Source organism: Ignavibacterium sp. (assembly GCA_032027145.1).
Taxonomy (GTDB): Bacteria; Bacteroidota; Ignavibacteria; order Ignavibacteriales; family Ignavibacteriaceae; genus IGN3.
In genome coordinates this window covers 881,173-899,321 of sequence record JAVSMP010000001.1, presented here as the reverse complement: position 1 = coordinate 899,321, position 18,149 = coordinate 881,173, and the positions used below count along the sequence as shown (strand labels likewise).

Annotated in this window: 14 protein-coding genes; 2 read left to right on the top strand and 12 right to left on the bottom strand. The window is 33.6% G+C overall.

Annotated features, from left to right (window positions below; translation table 11 throughout):
- Positions 1 to 33 precede the first annotated feature (33 nt).
- Positions 34 to 930: a DUF1684 domain-containing protein gene (locus tag ROY99_03590; protein ID MDT3695449.1), complete on the top strand. Its 897-nt coding sequence runs from the start codon at positions 34 to 36 to the stop codon at positions 928 to 930.
- A 190-nt stretch (positions 931 to 1,120) separates the two neighbouring features.
- Here ROY99_03590 and ROY99_03585 read toward each other — a convergent pair whose 3' ends face one another.
- The 3 genes from ROY99_03585 to msrA all read right to left on the bottom strand — a co-directional run bounded on the left by ROY99_03585 (position 1,121) and on the right by msrA (position 4,554).
- Positions 1,121 to 2,377, bottom strand: coding sequence for a hypothetical protein (locus tag ROY99_03585; GenBank protein MDT3695448.1), 1,257 nt, complete (start codon positions 2,375 to 2,377; stop codon positions 1,121 to 1,123).
- A 28-nt stretch (positions 2,378 to 2,405) separates the two neighbouring features.
- Complete coding sequence (locus tag ROY99_03580; protein MDT3695447.1) at positions 2,406 to 3,482, bottom strand: hypothetical protein; 1,077 nt, start codon at positions 3,480 to 3,482, stop codon at positions 2,406 to 2,408.
- 415 nt (positions 3,483 to 3,897) lie between these two features.
- Positions 3,898 to 4,554: a peptide-methionine (S)-S-oxide reductase MsrA gene (gene msrA, locus ROY99_03575; protein MDT3695446.1), complete on the bottom strand. Its 657-nt coding sequence runs from the start codon at positions 4,552 to 4,554 to the stop codon at positions 3,898 to 3,900.
- A 236-nt stretch (positions 4,555 to 4,790) separates the two neighbouring features.
- On the opposite strand from msrA, the gene ROY99_03570 reads away from it, so the two are divergent.
- A complete protein-coding gene (locus tag ROY99_03570) occupies positions 4,791 to 5,579 on the top strand; it encodes a ParA family protein (protein ID MDT3695445.1) in 789 nt (262 codons plus the stop codon).
- Between the two features lie 46 nt (positions 5,580 to 5,625).
- Here the strand turns inward: ROY99_03570 and ROY99_03565 are convergent, their stop codons facing one another.
- The 9 genes from ROY99_03565 to ROY99_03525 form a co-directional block, all read right to left on the bottom strand.
- Positions 5,626 to 6,864 (bottom strand): hypothetical protein, encoded by a 1,239-nt coding sequence (locus ROY99_03565; GenBank protein ID MDT3695444.1) that lies wholly within the window; start codon positions 6,862 to 6,864, stop codon positions 5,626 to 5,628.
- Positions 6,865 to 7,317, bottom strand: coding sequence for a hypothetical protein (locus tag ROY99_03560; protein MDT3695443.1), 453 nt, complete (start codon positions 7,315 to 7,317; stop codon positions 6,865 to 6,867).
- Positions 7,318 to 7,446: 129 nt separating this feature from the next.
- Complete coding sequence (locus ROY99_03555; GenBank protein ID MDT3695442.1) at positions 7,447 to 7,629, bottom strand: Arc family DNA-binding protein; 183 nt, start codon at positions 7,627 to 7,629, stop codon at positions 7,447 to 7,449.
- A gap of 16 nt (positions 7,630 to 7,645) precedes the next feature.
- Entirely contained in the window at positions 7,646 to 8,155 is a 510-nt protein-coding gene (locus tag ROY99_03550; GenBank protein MDT3695441.1) for a hypothetical protein, read from the bottom strand.
- A 5-nt stretch (positions 8,156 to 8,160) separates the two neighbouring features.
- On the bottom strand, positions 8,161 to 9,036 hold the full coding sequence (locus tag ROY99_03545; protein ID MDT3695440.1) for an SPFH domain-containing protein: 876 nt from the start codon (positions 9,034 to 9,036) through the stop codon (positions 8,161 to 8,163).
- Between the two features lie 292 nt (positions 9,037 to 9,328).
- Positions 9,329 to 11,659 carry a carbohydrate-binding domain-containing protein gene (locus ROY99_03540; protein ID MDT3695439.1) on the bottom strand — a complete coding sequence of 777 codons (2,331 nt, stop codon included), beginning with the start codon at positions 11,657 to 11,659 and terminating at the stop codon, positions 9,329 to 9,331.
- Between the two features lie 14 nt (positions 11,660 to 11,673).
- On the bottom strand, positions 11,674 to 12,132 hold the full coding sequence (locus tag ROY99_03535) for a T9SS type A sorting domain-containing protein (protein ID MDT3695438.1): 459 nt from the start codon (positions 12,130 to 12,132) through the stop codon (positions 11,674 to 11,676).
- A 336-nt stretch (positions 12,133 to 12,468) separates the two neighbouring features.
- Entirely contained in the window at positions 12,469 to 13,155 is a 687-nt protein-coding gene (locus ROY99_03530) for an SGNH/GDSL hydrolase family protein (GenBank protein MDT3695437.1), read from the bottom strand.
- 16 nt (positions 13,156 to 13,171) lie between these two features.
- Positions 13,172 to 17,950, bottom strand: coding sequence for a GNAT family N-acetyltransferase (locus tag ROY99_03525; protein MDT3695436.1), 4,779 nt, complete (start codon positions 17,948 to 17,950; stop codon positions 13,172 to 13,174).
- Positions 17,951 to 18,149 lie beyond the last annotated feature (199 nt).

Sequence of the window (18,149 nt, the reverse complement as noted above, 5' to 3'; positions counted from 1 at the left end):
ATTACTTTTGATTAAATAAAATTGAGATGATCTATGTCAAGAATTTTTGTTTTACTAATTACCCTGAATATCATTTTCTCCTGCACTCAGAAGCCGGAAGCAGATCCAAATTATGTAAAAGAAATAAACGAATGGGATGCAAAAAGAACTTCAAGATTAAAAGCCGATGATGGCTGGCTTAATCTTATAGGAAGATTCTGGTTAAAACCCGGCGAAAATACTTTCGGAACTTCAAAAGATAATGACATTGTTATTGAATCTTCCAAGCTGCCTGAGCATATAGGGTCTTTTTTGTTTAATGATACTGTTGTAACATTTAAAGCAAACGATGGAATAAAGGTGCTGCATAATAACAATCCTGTTAAAGAAGTAATTATGATTGATGACCAAAGAAAGGATATGACAATTTTACAAATTGGATCTATAAAATTTAATCTGATTATCAGAGATACTTTGTATGGCATCAGAGCACGTGATCTTAACTCAGAGCTTGTAAAAAACTTTAATGGAGTTGAGAGATTTCCAATTGATCAGAGCTGGAATATACAAGCAAAATTTGAGGCATACATTCCGCCCAGGGAAATTATGGTTCCAAATGTTCTCGGACAAATCGATAAGGAAAAATCCCCCGGCGCAGTTGTATTTGACCGTGATGGAAAAACATACAGAATTGATGCTGTGGATGAAGGCGGCGATAAACTCTTCTTAATAATTGCAGACCAGACAAGCGGCGATGAAACTTACGGCGGTGGAAGATTTTTGTATGTTAATAAACCTGATTCAACCGGTACAATTAACCTGGATTTTAATAAAGCTTATAATCCCCCCTGTGTATTCACAAAATATGCAACGTGTCCTTTGCCTCCGTTACAAAATTATCTTAAGCTAAGAATTGAAGCTGGTGAAAAGGTTTATGGAGAAGGGCATTAGCGCTCCAAATATCCTCAGGATTTATTTGAGATTTTGTTTGGACAAAAGGCGCTAAAGTTTTCTATTCTTCCTAACGAAAATATCTTTTCATAAAGCCGAATAAATGGCACACGGATCGAACAGATTAAACTGATGTAAACAGATCAATCAATAATATGATAAGAAGTAGTCGCTATTTAACTAAATAAGATTAAGGCTTTGGCAATCTGTCTAAAATGTATTGTGCATTCCAGTAAAGAAATTTCCAGCCTTCTATTGTTACAAAGCGAGGGTCTGTGTTTAGTGAGTCCTTATAAACATTATCCACTAAATCCTGGAATGCTTTTACCTGAACTCTGCAAGCAAGTGAGTCGCCGTTTTGTAAGTTTGTTTTGGCTGTGGTTAAAATGTTTTTGAGTTCGTTGGAGAAAGTTAAATCGCCGAGCCAAGTGTAGTTAAAAACGCTATCAACATAATTATTTAAGTTATCTAATAAATCGATAGTCGGTTTCAACGAATCTGGTTGAGCTGGTACGAACAATAAAAGAAATTGCTTTTTCGAGCGATATGTTAGTGAGTTTGTATCAGATATACTCAATTGTTTTAATAAATTAATAAAACTTGGTTCAATATACCTTTTAGATTCAAAACCATAATTCAATACTTCGAATGGATTAGGCAAATATTTCGCTCTCAGCGTGTCATTGTTTTCATTCTGTAATGCGAAGATACTTCTTTCTGGTTGACCATCTTTATCTATTATACCCAATTCAAAAAAGTAGTCATATCTTTGTTCACCTAAATTGTTTTCAAAGTAAGTATCTAATAAAATCGTTCCCTCATTAGAAAAAATATTTAGATCATATGCAAGCATAATTACCTGTGAGGTTGTACTTGATGAAACAATTTTGTTCATTATTATTGATTTAACCTCTTCTTTATATCTGCTATCATTCCCATACCAAGCAAGCAAGTTAATGAATAACTCAGGGGAATCATTATATCCAGCAATAACAAAACTATAGTTATCGTAAATTCCAATTTCTGCAAGTGTTCGTATTGCAAGTAAGCGCGTTAAATAAGTTGCATGATTTGCTATGATTTTCATTTTTTCAACTGCCATATTATCCCCAAGTAACCCTCTAAAGAAAATATTTGTATATACTTTATACCAGTATGCAGAATTTTCACTTACCGATAAGGATGTATCGATCTCAGAGTTTAAATTATCTAATAGAAATTCTGCATCTGATTGAATATAATATAAATACTTAACGGAAGCAGGATAAAGAAGATTTTGAGATTCAAGGTCAACAGTAACGATAATCTGTTTTATGCTATCAACAGAAAGATTACTCATCATATGTAAACTTCCAAGATCTATTTTGCCTCTCAACCACATATTTTGTCCATAGGAAATTGTTGAGATCAATGTTATTAATAATATCATTTTAATTATAATTTTCATTTTTATCTCCGTTATCAAATTTTATTTGTTAAGGATTACACGGAACGAACTTACAGTCATAATAATATGGAGGACCATACAAACCAATAATTCTAAGATCACACCACCAACTTTGTTTACTTGCCCAAAGTATAATTCTTTCTTTTATTTTCTCATATTCTAATGATGCAACTCTATCTGCTTCTATTTCAGCTTTAGAATGACCTCCGACATCGTATCCCATTAAATGCGACATATTATTAAAATAATATTCCAAGTCAAATTTTAAATTATCTCTAATATCAAGTTCATTTTTAATTAATGCATCTTCAGGGCATTGATAAATTTCACTCTTTTCGATTTTTTTAGATTTCAACCTTCCAAATCCTCCCACACCATTCCAGAAAAATGGTAAGAGTCTTTTAATTTGCTCAACATGTACATTTTCGTGAGCGACAATGCCTGTCGAAAAATAATATTTGTATAAAGGTTTCATTCCTATTCTTTCAGGTCCAATAATCCAGTAATTGAGCGTTATCATAACTTTGTTATAATCAGAACAATCCTTGATATGTTGAGTTAACAGTGTAGGATTCGACCCATCACCTAAATCAATGTAACCACATTGTTGCGGTTGGTTAGGACAGTGAGAAGAAAATAAAGGAACACGAAAATTTTCAAGACTAAAATTCCAGTAATGATGGCCTGGGTCATTTTTATCAAGACAAACCGTCACTTTCATATCATCAAGCAAATTATATACAGGTGGTGCACCGATACTTGGCATAATATAGGTCTGGCCAAATATAACCGTGTCACAACCTGATGGTAACTCATAATTACATACAGCACCTGTATTTGCTGTGTGGGGAGTTCCTTGTTTATCTACCCATTGCCATGGATCGTTTTCACCTAAAACAGATATGGTCCCAACATTTTCAAAAATTGGTGGGCTATAATTATTACACACCACTATCTCCTCATCACACCCATTCCTCACCACCACCAAAACCCCACCTCCCATATAATCTCTTTCAATCTCTCCAATAAAACAATAAGCTGATGTGTTTTCAACAAGTGGTTTTTGATGGTTAGTTGGATAATCTATTTTCGTTTCTATTATCATATTCCATATTGCTCAACTTTTGTGCAAAACAAAAACACTGAATTCTGAGTATTTGAAACTGAGATTTTTCTTGTTTGAAAATATTTACAGATAATTATACTCTTATTTACCGATATCTTGTTCTTGTTGTTATTTAAAAAACTAAATACTTTTTTAGTTCTTAGAAAAATGGCACACGGATCGAACAGATTAAACTGATGTAAACAGATTATTCTATCTTCTTTCCTGCCATTTACGCTCCTTGTGAGAAATGTTTTTATAGCAGGTTCAGATTAAGAACTATATGTTGAAATATCTATTGTTAAAAAAAGTGAGGCTGTGTTGTTTGAGTCTAAGGAAGCTCACTAATAAGCTGATAACGCTTGCAATATTTTCCTAAAAAGCACTAAAAGATTTTTCACCATAGGAGTGTTTTTTACTTCTTTAACTTCTCACGAAAAATCTTTTCAAACTTCTCTACTTTGGGAGTAATGACATAAGCACAATATCCCTGATTAGGGTTGTTCTCATAATATTCCTGATGATAGTTTTCTGCGGGATAAAATTTTTCAAGTTTAGTTATTTCGGTTACAATTGGTTTATCCCATATCTTTTCATCAGTAAGTTTTTGCTTGTAATATTCTGCTTTTTGCTTTTGTTCATTGTTGTGAAAAAAAACAACCGAACGATATTGAGTTCCAACATCATTGCCTTGTCTGTTAAGTGTAGTGGGATCGTGAGTTTTCCAAAATATCTCAAGCAGTTCGTCATAACTGATAACTGATGGATCAAATGTTATTTGAGTGCATTCTGCATGTCCAGTTGTTCCTTCACAAACTTCTTCATAAGTAGGATTTTTAACTGCTCCTCCGGAATAACCTGAAATAACCGATGTAACTCCGTTTACTCTTTCAAAAATTGCTTCCGTGCACCAGAAACATCCCGAACCAAAGGTTGCTGTATCTAAACTTGAATTGCTTTCATTCATTATGGATTTCTTCTTCTGAATTTCTGTAAATTTGTTTTTGTTACAACCAATCGAGGTTAAGGTTATTACAAGCAAAGCATAAATTACATATATGATATTTTTCATTACTCTTCTCATCAACTATTCTTTACACTATTGTTCTGACTGGTTCTATTTCAAAAATAGCTGGTTTAACATAATACAATCCCGGTTGAAAATAAATTCATTTTCATTAAGCAGCTTTGTTTTTGAGAAGAATCACAGTGTTTTAATGATTATGAAAGTTGTTTTAAGCAAAGTAAAATTATAATTTTATAACACATTCAATTAATTAACATAATATTCCTTTAGCAGGAAAATTTATGGGCAAAAAAATTACAGTTGCAGTACCTAAAGGCGGTGTTGGAAAAACAACAACAGCAGTAAATCTTGCTGCCGCTTTTGCTATTGCTGAAAAGAAAACGCTATTAATTGATTTTGATCCTTCCGGTGCCTGCTCAGTTTCGCTGGGGTTTGACAATGAAAAGCTGAAAGGAGATATATTTCAGGTAATAAGTTTTATTAAACATATAGATTCTGTTATTCATCATACTGATTTACAAATGCTTGATTTCATTCCCTGCAGTATTAACTCAGCAGAAGTTGAAGAAAGGATAAGCAGGCTTACCCGCAACATACACCTCTTTGAAAATATTCTTAATCAATACGCACTTGAACATTACGATTATATAATTATTGACTGCCCTCCATATTTAAAAGGCTTAACAACAGTTGCTCTTGCGGCATCAGATTCTGTTTTAATCCCAATCCGTGCCGGTCAGTTTTCTATCTCTGCAATAAAAAAAATGTATAATCACATTTGCTTGGTAAAAGAAAATCTTAATAAAAGATTAGTTGTTGAAGGAATACTTCTTACTATGTTTGAAAAAAATACCAAGGCATGGGGATTAACTCAAAATGCTCTTTATAGTAACTTTGGCTCAGATATGCTTGATACTGTAATACCTAAAAGCACCACGATTTCTGAAGCAGAGTTTTATGGAAAGCCAACTATGCTGTTTAATGTAAAATCACCCGGCTCTGTTGCCTATTTAAGACTTGCAAATGAACTGATGAACAAGAATGGTCAAGCCCATCACGGAGTATTATAATTTACAGCAATAAAAAAGCCCCTGAAACAGAGGCTCAAAAATAAAATTATACTTCTGGAGTAACCTTTTTCTTTTTTAGAATAAAAAAGAGTGCAACAACAAATAATACTGCCAATCCGACAACAGCATAAAGCCATAAAGTATCTTTTGGTGTCATAACAGATTTCCACTCAGTAATTTTCTTTTCTACCTCATCCTTTTGTTCAATTGTTAGAAGTTTGCTGTTCAACAGATAAGGCATCCATTCTGAAGAAATAGATTTGAACCAAACACTGTCCGTAAATGCTGTAAAAGATTTCTCTGACTCATCTTTATTCTTAATTCCAAAATTTTTAATCTCATCAGAGATATATTTTATTAGAATAGATGTAAACTCATTGCCGTTGTTAAACTCCTGCAGATTTATATTGTGTAAAGAAAACTCTTCGTTTATAGATTCCCATGCTTCTTTTTTTATCCTGTTAGCCCATACAGTTAACAAGTTATCAATTTCCTGTAGCTCAGCGGATTTTTCCTTTTTACCAGCATATACATCTAAAAGCTTTGGTCCGATTTTATTCCACATACTCAAGAAATTTTCCTGCTGTTTTCTAACATCATCAAGGTCTTCAACTTTTAAAGATGTAACCTCTAAAAAGCGGCTGTTATCCCTTAACGATTTTTTTATAGTTGCAAGAAGATTGTTTCTTTCTATCTGTGAATAGACTTGTTCTTTATCCTGCTTGGTCATAGAGGAGACATCACCGGCTAACTTAGGAGTAAGACTATCAACAATACTAAAAATAAGCTGGTCGCGTTTTAGTACTGTAATTCTTAAATCAGCTATAAGTTTTTCCAATTCATCAATTGTTGCAGCATCTTTTCTTTTTTGTATCTCTAAAATGCTAATACGATTAAGCAGCTCATTATTTCTTTTATTCAGCAGATCAACTTCGGATTTTAATGTTGTTACTTCAGTTCTCAGTACGTCAATTTCTGTAAAATCATCACGCCGTAATTCAAGTGATGCAGTCAGGTTATCAATTGTAGATAAAAAGTTCTCAGGATAAAGACTTTGATCAAGCAGAAATTTTTTTGCGGCAAAGTCTCTTTTGAAATTATCTATCTCTAATCTTAGGCTATCAAGCTCTTCAAGACTTTTAGCCGCTTTAATACTGTTGGACAAATTAAGATTTCTTTCTTTAAAGCTTTGCACCATCTCATAATCAGATTGTGCAAATAAAACTGCTGAAGAAAACAGTAAGGCAATAAACGAAATATTGATAAAAAATTTTAATTGTGTCATTTAATCTCCTCCTTGTATTCCATCAGAGGTTAATCGATAAGACTTTCCATTCGTAATTAGCTCTATAAACAGAGATCTTTGGTTAAAGACAGGATCCGACATCCCGATTTCATTTATTTGAATTGTGTTCTTAAGAATTAAAGAATTTTTCTCTTCACCAAAGATATAAACGTTTTTAAAATCAACCGCAGTCATAAAATAGTAGCCCTCACTATTTCTTATTAATCTTAACGTTTTACCGGCATAACCAAGCGAGTCTTGCATTTCTTCAAGAAATAATTCTTTTGTATTGAAATAGATAGAATGTCGTTCTTCTTTTACAAATCCCTGATTATCTATTTTTAAAACTGCCTCCAAAGGCCATCCAAATTCTGCTGGAGTTAAAGTTAGGGAAGAACAGCTATAGTAGAAGAAGCTTATAATTAATATGAATAATATTTTTAATTGCTTCATAATATTTCCTGCAAAAAATCGTTAAGACAAACTTAAGAAATACATTAACTCTACCCAAGAAAGAAAGCCCAATTTTAAATGTTTTTTAGGGCGAGCAATTTTTAGCAATCATCTAAATTGCCTTTTAGGTTATTTGGTGGGCTTTTCCTCTGGTGTATTATTTGAATTAAGTCTATTGCTCTTTTTTAACGAATCAATCAGTAAAAATTCTATTTGAGAATTAATACTTCTCAAATCATCAGCCGCCCATTTTTCAAGAGCGGCATAAACTTTTTCATCTATTCTTAATAAAAATTTTTTCTTTTCTGCCATTTTTTAATTTTCTTCGTTAAGATACTACTCCGCTTTTCTTGCTTTCAATTAAAAAATACCAAACCATCATTATTATCCATGGATTTTCATCAATGATTATCGATGGTTTAACAATGGTTACTATGTCTTTTCCTTTAAAAGAAAACACTTTCTTTATTTCCAGCAGCAACTCACCCATCTCGGAATAAATTCCACATATTTTTTTAAACATACCAAATTTAAGATTAACAATTTCGCCTTTCGGTAAAACTATTGTTCCTTTTGTTCTAAAGAAATTGGCTGTTAATACAGCAAAAGATAATTCATTGCCATACTTTCTGATTTCTATTTTTGAATTAAGAAAATTCGGTTTAAATATTTCGTACTTGCTATCAAAGCAGTCAACAACTGCCGTTAAACTAAAGAACTTCGGAAAATACATCTGTGCTAACAGCTCTGACGATGAATTAAATTCATATCTACGTTTTAACAGCGAAGGTTGTATTAAAACCAATTCTTCACCGATATAATTTGAAAGCGGTTTCATATTTATTATTGATATAATGTTCCGGTATTGATTACAGGCTGTACGGATGTTTCTGAAACCAGCGCGACCATAAGATTATTTACCATCGTTGCTTTTTTATCTTCATCAAGATTAACAATGTTTTGATCGCTTAATGATTTAAGAGCCATTTCAACCATACCGACAGCACCTTCAACTATTTTTTGTCTTGCTGCAATTACAGCCTGTGCCTGTTGTCTTCTCAGCATTGCCTGTGCAATTTCCTGTGCATAAGCAAGGTGGCTTATCCTTGATTCGATAACCTCAACTCCGGCAATTTCTAATCTTGCCTGCAAAGTCTTTTTAAGATTATCTGCTATTTCCAGCGGTGTGCCGCGTAAAGAAGCTTTTTCCTCATCACTTACATCATACGGATATTCTGAAGCAAGCGAACGAATTGCTGTTTCACTTTGTATAGCAACAAACTGCTCGTAGTTCTGAACATCAAATATTGCACGCGCAGAATCTACAACACGCCATACAATAACAGAAGCTATCTCAATCGGATTACCGTGAAGGTCATTTACTTTTAATTTTTCACTGTTAAAATTCCTGATGCGTAATGAAACATGTTTTTTTACAGTAAAAGGATTAACCCACCAAAAACCTGATTGACGAATTGTGCCTGTATATTTACCGAAAAGTATCAGAACTCTTGATTCGTTTGGCTGAACAATCATAAATCCACCCAGAGTAATAAAAGTTATAAGCACAAGTGGAATAAAAAACCAAAAGATGTTTGAATCTTCGGTCTGAATTCCGTAAGCAAGAAGATATATGTCAAGAACAATAAGAATTAAAATGACAAACAGGATAAAAAATCCTTTCACCTTTGCTGCTGTTTTTTCAGTTACTTTTTCCATTTTAAAAACCTTTCTAAATTTGCTATCGGAATGATATCATTTTAATAGCACAGATGCAAATAATATTTAATAATGTGCAGAATTTGATGTTTTTAGGCTAAAAGTAAAAGTAAGCGGTAAAAAGCATAGATTTGAGAATTTCTCTTTATTAATATATTATCAAAAAATAATGTAAAAAAAAGCAGGGTAGAATACTGCTTACATATCGAATATCGGTATGAATTCAAAAACAAAAAGCCGGACTCAATTATCCGGCTGTTTAATTTTTTCTAAGATATTTTTTACAGATATTTTAAAAATTTACAACTTGTACCATATTCGTTTGAGTAAATGTTGTTTTTAATGTTCCTGCAGAATATGTTCCCCCTGTGTGTAATCCATTGCGGACTGTTCCCCCGCTATAAGTTCCACCTGTGTAAACTTTATACTGAGATCCCGCAGTAAGCAGCGGATCGGAAAATATTATTGAGTAATATCTTTTGTTGGGTGCGAAGGTTAATAAATTATTTCCGTTTAAATCTTCTATATGAAACAATGTTCCGGCAGCCAGACTTGAAAATGATTTCAAAAGAACTGAGCGTTGCGTAGAAGAACTACTTGGTGCCTGTGTTAGCATTGAGTTTGTCCCTGAAATAACAACAAAACCGCCGGATATTTTACATTCGCCATTAAAGTCCAGCCCAACCTCAAAAGTAAATCCAGATGCATCCGGTCCGTGAGCAACAATTACACCTCCATTAATATAAATATCACCATTGGCATCAATTGCGTCAGCTTGAGTCGAACTAACAAAAATGTGACCGCCGTTTATTATCATTTTACTTCCATCATTAAACTCTCCATCAACACCGTAGGTTGTATTTAATGCATCATCACTGGCTTTAACGCTTATATCTCCTCCATTAATTATTAAGTTGGGAGTTTCAAGACCCTCGAATGACTGGGTAATATTAATAGTTCCATCATATATAATCAGAGAGTCTTTCGATTTTATTCCATCATCTGCAGAACTGATTGTAATATTACAATCAAAAATCCTTATAGTGCTATCAGCAGAAATCGCTTTTGATTCTGCGTAATTATTCTGTGAGATAAATATCTTCTGACCAGTAGTAGTAATATTTATCATCGGTTGAGTTGTTGATGTTCCAACGAGCATATTTGCATCAATATTAATTCCTTTACCGCCCTTTCCAGAATTACTGAGAGTGATTTCTCCATCCAGAACGATTACACTTCCATCAGTTTTAATGCAATGTCCTGCATAGGCATCTTGCTGACCTGACGGATTGGTGTATGCAGCTCCATCGCCACTTGAAGTAATACTAAGAGAACCGGAGTTAAAAACAAAATTTCGGTCACAAGAAATTCCTCTTCCTGCAGGACCGCTTGTGGTAATTATAATATCTGAAGAAATAACAATAACATCCATGTCAGCTTTGATAGCTGTACAATAAGAGGGGTCAAACCCGGAACCGGAAGGTTTCAGCACAACTCCACCCGAAGTTATTATATTAACAGAACTATTTTCAAGTGTTATGTTTTGTTTAGACTTTATACCTTTTGATTGATTTCCCTGAACAGTAATATTTAATTCACAGCCTGAAATATTGATTACGCCATCTGCTTTTATAGCGCTCTTATCATTGACTGTGTTTAAAACCTTAACAGTACCGCCGGTTATTTCAATAGAGCTTTCGCCGGCATCTATTCCATCGCTATCTGATTTGATATCTACGGATCCGCCATTCATATAGAACCCGTCGTTTACATTAATACCATCCTTAACTGCGCTATTAATAGTTATATTTCCCTGATTTATTACAATATAGTCATCACTTACAAGTCCGTGCTGATTTGTTCCACGTCCGTTTATTGTAAGATCACCACCTCCGGAAAAGACAAGCTGTCCTTCACTGAAAAAAGCTGCCTTTTGATCTTCGCCTGTTGGTGCATTTGAATAAGTAATTCCATCGGTTAAAATATTCTGCGTTCCATTTTCAAGAAATACGGAGATCTGTTTACCAGATTGTATGTTAATCGCTGGACCATCGTTATTTGTAATTTGAACATTGTTTAAGTGGAGATTAAGTTTTTTATCTGAGTAAATCTTAAACATCCCGTCAGAAGTGATTCCGCTTAATACATAATCAAGATTTTCAACGCCGGAATTAGCAGTAACGATTACATCAGCATCCGACAAACTAACCGAAACTCCCCGTCCAACAAATGGATTAATTATGGATGCAGTGCTGTCGTCATAAGTAATATAAATTGTTGAATCTGTAATAACTTCAAAAGTAATACTGTCTATATCGGCAAGATTAAACTGATTAAGATCATACGTTGTCTTGAAAAATATTTTGGTTCTGTCTTCGTTAAAGAATGCACTATCTATTCCGAGAATAAATAAATCTTTTGCCTCTGTTTTAGTATAAACAACTAATTTGTTCAATGGTAATTGCTGTTCATACAAGCCTGATACTTTGCTATAGGTAATGCTATTAATATCAGAGAGATTTACTGATTGAGTCTGCCCATCTTTTTTAATTACATTAAGGGCTTGCGGAAATGAACCTGAGCAAATCAGTATTACAAATAAAAAGGATAAACTTTTTTTCATTTTCTATCTCTCCCTTATTTCAGTAAAATCATTTGTTTGGAAATTATCTGCTCATTACTGCTAACAGTATAAATATATACTCCGCTTACCACACTAATATTTTTATCATTAGTCCCGTTCCAGGTAATTTTATATTCTCCTTTATGCTGAGTTTCATTGAGCAGGTCTTTTACGAGCTGTCCGTTAATATCATAAATACACACTTTAACATTTGAAGTGTTTGGTATCAGATATGTAATTGTTGTAGAAGGATTAAACGGATTTGGGTAGTTCTGCAGAACACTAAATGTTTCAATTACCTGCTTTAGATTTTCAAAATCTTTTATATCTGTGGCTTCTCCAAATTCTAATCGTTGAATATCATTAACTGAAAATGATATGGTACTGCCATCTGATAAATTAATGTTCATATTTATATTTTGACAGAAAACCGGCGGACTGAAAAGCAGAGTGAAAAGTAGAAACTTTTTCATAAGCAATCTCCAAGTGTTGGGTTATTAAGTGACTATGCTATAATAAAAAAACAGAAACACGCTCAAATTAAAATATGCCTTTTGTCTGTCTATTCAAACAACATTTTTATTTTATGAGATTGTGTTATTGGTGAGCAAATGTAAGCAGATAACAAATAAGAAATATTAAGACAATAATTATGATAAACTCTTTGCTTATTCTCCGGAATAACTTAATGAGTTTGATATAAAAATAAGGAGTGAATCGCCAGATAAAAAAATCTCTGTCCGAAAAAATTACCAAGCGAAGTTAATGATTACAAAAACACCGACCTGCCGGCAGGTATGTTTTGACTATTAATGCTCTGTCCGCAGTAAATAATTTATGGCTTTTTCAATAATTGGTTTCATCACTTTATATCCATCAACATTTGGATGAACACCGTCTTTAGAATACTCTTTCTTTAATCCATTATTTTCATCTGCCATTTCAGAAAAATAATCAACATATACGAATTGATTATTTTGCGAATAAGTCTTTATTCTTTTATTAAGTTCAATAATCTTTTCTGATGGATTAATTCCCTGCTTCCACGGATAATCAAATACTGGAAGAACAGAGCAAAGAATAACTTTAATATTATTTGTCTTTGCAATCTCAGCCATTGAAAAAATATTGTCTTCTATCATTTCCAGTGTTGATGGACCGGTGTTTCCTGCAATGTCATTTGTACCTGCAAGTATCACTACAATTTTTGGTTTAAGATTTACAACATCTTGTCTGAATCTTATAAGCATTTGCGGTGTTGTTTGTCCGCTTATACCCCTATTAATAAATTGGTTTTCTGTAAAGAAATCCGGATCAACTGTTTTCCATCCTTCGGTGATGGAATTTCCCATGAAAACAACTCTGTCTTCATTTTCCAAAGGCGGATCAAGAATCAAATTTTCTTGTTTGTATCTATTAAGATTAGCCCAATCGTCTGTTTGAGTAAAAGATATTTGATTCATAATAATTACAGATAATATTATCAACAGCTTCATAATACTTATTCCTGCACTAAAGTTCTTTTACGAGTCCCGAATATTTTCTTTCTATTTTAAATCCAAAACGGTAAAAATATTCCGGACGGAAAAAACCGGTTGTAACAAATTTATAATTTTCTGATTTCACTCTGTTAAACAGCTCTTTCATAATTCCTTCGCTTATTCCGTTTCTTCTGTAGCGATTAGAAACTACAATCTTTTCCATGTGAACAGTTGTTTCGTCGCTTCGATAATAAAAAGCTCCGCCTATAATAAATCCTCTGTCTGATACAGCAACAAGAAATTCATGTTCGGGTCTGAAGTTAACATTTAAATTTTCTTCAAGATAAAGCTGATATAGTTTTGAGATTTCTTTTGGACTGACCGGATTTCTAATTGTAAAAGCATTTCCATCATTGTCACGAAGCTGAACAACCAGATTTGGATATCCTGCAACTTCTGATCTAATCTTAATAAGTGCAGCCGAATCAGTTGGTTTAAGGTGCGGATATCCAAGCCGGGTAATAAAATATGTTTCTTTCTCATCCAACTCAAACTCAAAGTTCAGTGATGTGATGAGCTTTAATGATTCTTCTTTTGAAATTTTTCTGTGTCTTTGTTTTCTTACAAGTTCGCGCAATACATTTTTAAACCTTTGAGATGAAGAATAAAAAACAGTTTCTAAAAAAAATCTTGCTCTTACAGCTGGATAATTTTCTTCAAGATCAAATAAGTGATAAGTATCATAAAGCTCGTATATCATTTCTGCCTGAGCAGATAAAGACGCATCTTTGTTGAGCTCAAACCATCTATGAAATCTTTTAACTGCAAAGTATAGCTGTTTAGGAAGATAACCGTGCTCTTTAATATTATTCATCAATAATTGAATCCGGTAAGTTATATTATCCTTAATAGCCAAATCAGATTTTTCAACTTCTTTCCTGAATTTATTTATCAGATTAATACCTTCATCAATACCAAGTGCTTCGATAATGCCTGAAAAAACAGCGTTCCAAACAGAAGGCTTTTTTATCAGCGGATATTTTTCCTCTGCTGGTTTAACAAATTTTTCATAAAAGTTCATTACAAAAGAAAGAACTGATTCTGATTTTCTTCTCTGGGAAAAAGAAGTTATTATACATTTAGTCTGATAATCATGCTGTGAAACAACAACAGTATCAGTATTAATTTCAGCAAGCTCAGTCTTCATTTCAGAAAGTTTCCAAAATTTTACATAAGCTGCAGAAGCATTCCATACAAAAAATTTCCAAAGATTTCTTAGCTTTTCATTTGTTACCGCATCATTTCTTTTTGATTCGCGCCGCATAAACCTCTCAATTGATTCATCACCAACAAACTCTTCGGTCCACAAATTAAAATCTTCCCAAAGACCGCCGTACTTAGCAGCGATCTTTTTTTCTAAAATATCAGTACCGGCAATAACCTTCCATTTGCCCTCTTCTTCAATAACTTCAGAGCTATCTGTATGGTTTAAGTGAATTGCAATATCAAATCCGCCGAGGAAACGTGTCTGAATAGTCAAACGAAATACAGATCTTCTTTTAGTTTCAGAAAACTTACTAATCCATATTCCCGATGGTAAAATATTGTTAAGTGATATCAGCACACCGTTTGAAATAAGAAAAACTGCTTCTCTTATAATCTGTCTTTCAGAAAGTGCCTTGGTTAAAATATTTTTATCACTATCAGAAATTGCCTCATCAAATATTAATACATCAGACCATCTGTATTCTTCACCGGTTTCAGGATCTATTGAAACACGAGGCACTTCTCCCAGCCAGATAGTAAACAGTCGTCTTAACTCCAGCCGTGATTTTCGTGCAAGCTGCCGCAGATCATTTATTGAACCGTATAATTCAAACTGTAAAATGAATCTTCTTATTCCTTCATAGCTTGCAGGATGGTTAGCTCCATAACTTACCAGAAGATCAAATAAACCAGGTATCGGCGTTTTGTCGAGAAGTGTTTTAGGGTCAGCTGCTGAAATTAGTTCTTCTAAAACAGTTTCTATTTCCTTTAAATTTTCATCTCCCCTGCTGATGTTATCAATTGCATTTATTATTTCACTATTTAAAAAGTCATTATCTGAACAAACATAAAGCTTTAGTAATTTTTTAAAGTTTTCTCTTCTAAGTGTCTGCAGGGCAGCAAGAAAAATCCTTCTTCTTGTTTCAGTCTTTTGAATGATACTAGGTCTGAAAACAATCTCGACAGTTAATTTATAATGTGTGGAATTTACATCGCTAAGTATCGCAGAAAAATATTCTATAGACTTTCCAACCTCCTGGTCGTCGTTTGATTGAAGCATAACTGTAGCAATATGAAGTCCCGGGATAGAAACCTCTTTTGCTTCAAGCATTTCACTAAGTTTTGCTCTTTCGGTATCGTTAACCTTTACTTCCGAAATACGATCAACAAACTCAAGCTCTTTTTGTGATTCTGATTTTCTGAACCAGCGAAATATACCTGAGCCTGTAAAATCAACCACCCCAGTATTACCCAGCCAATAAAAAGGATTTGTAAAGATATCCTGAAGATCTAATTGCTTTGTTCTAATTAGATATGAATAGTTACCTATTTGAAATATTTTTTTCTCATCATCAACCACTTTAATACTAAGCAAAGCACTAAGTTTTGGAATAGATAATAAATCTGAGCTGAGGGAAATGTCACGGCTAAGCGCACCCTTCTCTCTTAAAAACCAGTTAGGAACTTTGATTTCATATTTGTCAAATCCCAGAGCCAGATGATCTTTTTCATACATCAATTGAATAGTGTCTGCAAAATTCTTTTCAATTACTCTTCTTTTATATGTTGCCTTCGGCGTAAGCTCGCCATGTATATCATCAAATGGTCTGCTGATAATTTTAAAATCAACTATCCTTTCAAATGGTGCGAGAAAATTATTTACCGATACTATAACATTTGAAAAATATTCCTGCCTTTGATGTTCGTCCATATTAATTAAAGGCGAGTTTGCAGATTTAAGATCAGGATAGATAAGCACAGTATTAAAAGGACGATGATCACCGACAAGAAAAACCTGTTTAACAAATTCAAAATCCCTAAAAAGATTTTCAATCTTCTGAGGGGCAATAGTTTCGCCTTTAATGTTCTTATATATTTCTTTCTTGCGGTCTATAATCTCAATAAATCCATCGTTATCCATTCTCATTATATCTCCGGTTGCAAACCATCCGTCAGCTTCAAATGTTTGTTCCTTTTTCTGATCGAAATAATTTATCATAACATAAGGTCCGCGTATTAGAATTTCGCCGTCTTCACCAAGTTTAATTTCAATTCCCGGAAGTGCTTTGCCAAGTGAATTTTCTCTGTATCGAAACGGCGGCGTCATTGTAATTCCACCGGTTGCCTCCGTCATTCCAAAACCGCTCATTAACTCGATACCATAACGCTGAAAGAATCTGAAAACATCGGGCGGTAAAAATCCTGCCGCTGAAAGTCCCCACTTTAAATTTCCACCGGTTGCATCAGTAACAACTGAATTGATTTTATCATCATCATCTGCTTCCACATCAACCCGTGCTGTAATATATTCATAAAGCTGTATCCATTTTTTTGGTATTGAAATAAAAATGCTCGGTTTTACAAAACGCATATTATCAATCATTGTTTCCACAGATGGGTTTTCCATAAAACAATATTCTGAACCCCAAAAGATTGCACCTGTCATTTCGAGCCATCTTCCAAATGTGTGATACAGTGGAAGAAAAGCAAGATAACGATCTTTATCACTTATAACGGGAATTGCCATTGCGCGGCAGAATCTTTTATAAACAATATTGGCGTGCGAAAACATAATTCCTTTTGGCTCACCAGTGGTGCCGGATGTGTACATTATTGTTGCAAGCGAATCAGGTTTTAGGCTGGTATAAATTCTTTTTTCCTGATGAAGTGAAAGTGCCTTGAACTCATCAAAACTGATCACCCAGTCCTCTGCGGCGTTGCCTTTAATCAGAACAACGGTTTTAAGATTTGGTATTTCATTTTTTACTGCTCTTATTTTTGCAAGCTGTTTTTCATCATCTGCAAAAAGTACAGGCGATTTAGTTTGATTAAGAATAAATTGAATGTGTTCAGAAACTGAGTTTGCAGGAATCATAACATTTACAATTCCGCTTGTTAAGCATGCAAGATCAAGCAATGCCATATCAAGGCTGTTTTCAAGAAGAAAAGCCGTAAATTTTTGTTCGCCTTCGATTTCAATTAATAATTTCTGAATAGATAAACTATATGCGGAAACAAGCTCTGATGTTTTCTGCCACGAGTAATCTATTGTCTGCCTGCCTTTTATTATTCTGAAAAGATTTTTCTTCTTATACTGATCAACTCTTTGATTAAACATCACATCAAAAGTATAACTGCTTTTATCTATCAGCGATTTAATAAGATAATCCCATCTTCTTTCATCGTAAATTTTTTGAAGAAAGGAAGAATAGCGAAAATAATTCAGGTAACTGTGTATGACTGCTGTAATTTTATCATCTAAACCAACGGAATCAGAAGCAAGATAATTGCCAAACTTAAAAAACAGATCCTTATCCATATTATTCATAAAGTCATCTGAGATTCCGCCATCGGTTAACCCCTTTAGAATGCTTTGCCATACTTCCGAAAACTCGGGCAGATTAAGATTGTTATTCTCAATAGCATTATTCAATTCGATCATCAGATTATTTAGTAGATCATCGATCTCGTGCTGCTCAAGCGAAGCTTTGCCAGCGAGCAGTTTTTCGTTCAATTCTTTCAGTGATAATAAAGACAGGCTCATTGTACTAAATTCTTTTATAAGAGAATGAAATTTTTTCCTAAGGAATATAATAAAAAGCAGAACAGAAAAATTAATTCTTTTTATCTTGAGGGATATGAGATAGCATTTTCATTTAAACACATAACGGCGTTGTGGTTAAGCTGCTGCCCAGAGCAAGAGTGCAGCTTAGAATACAAATACTGAGTGCGAATACGCTGTC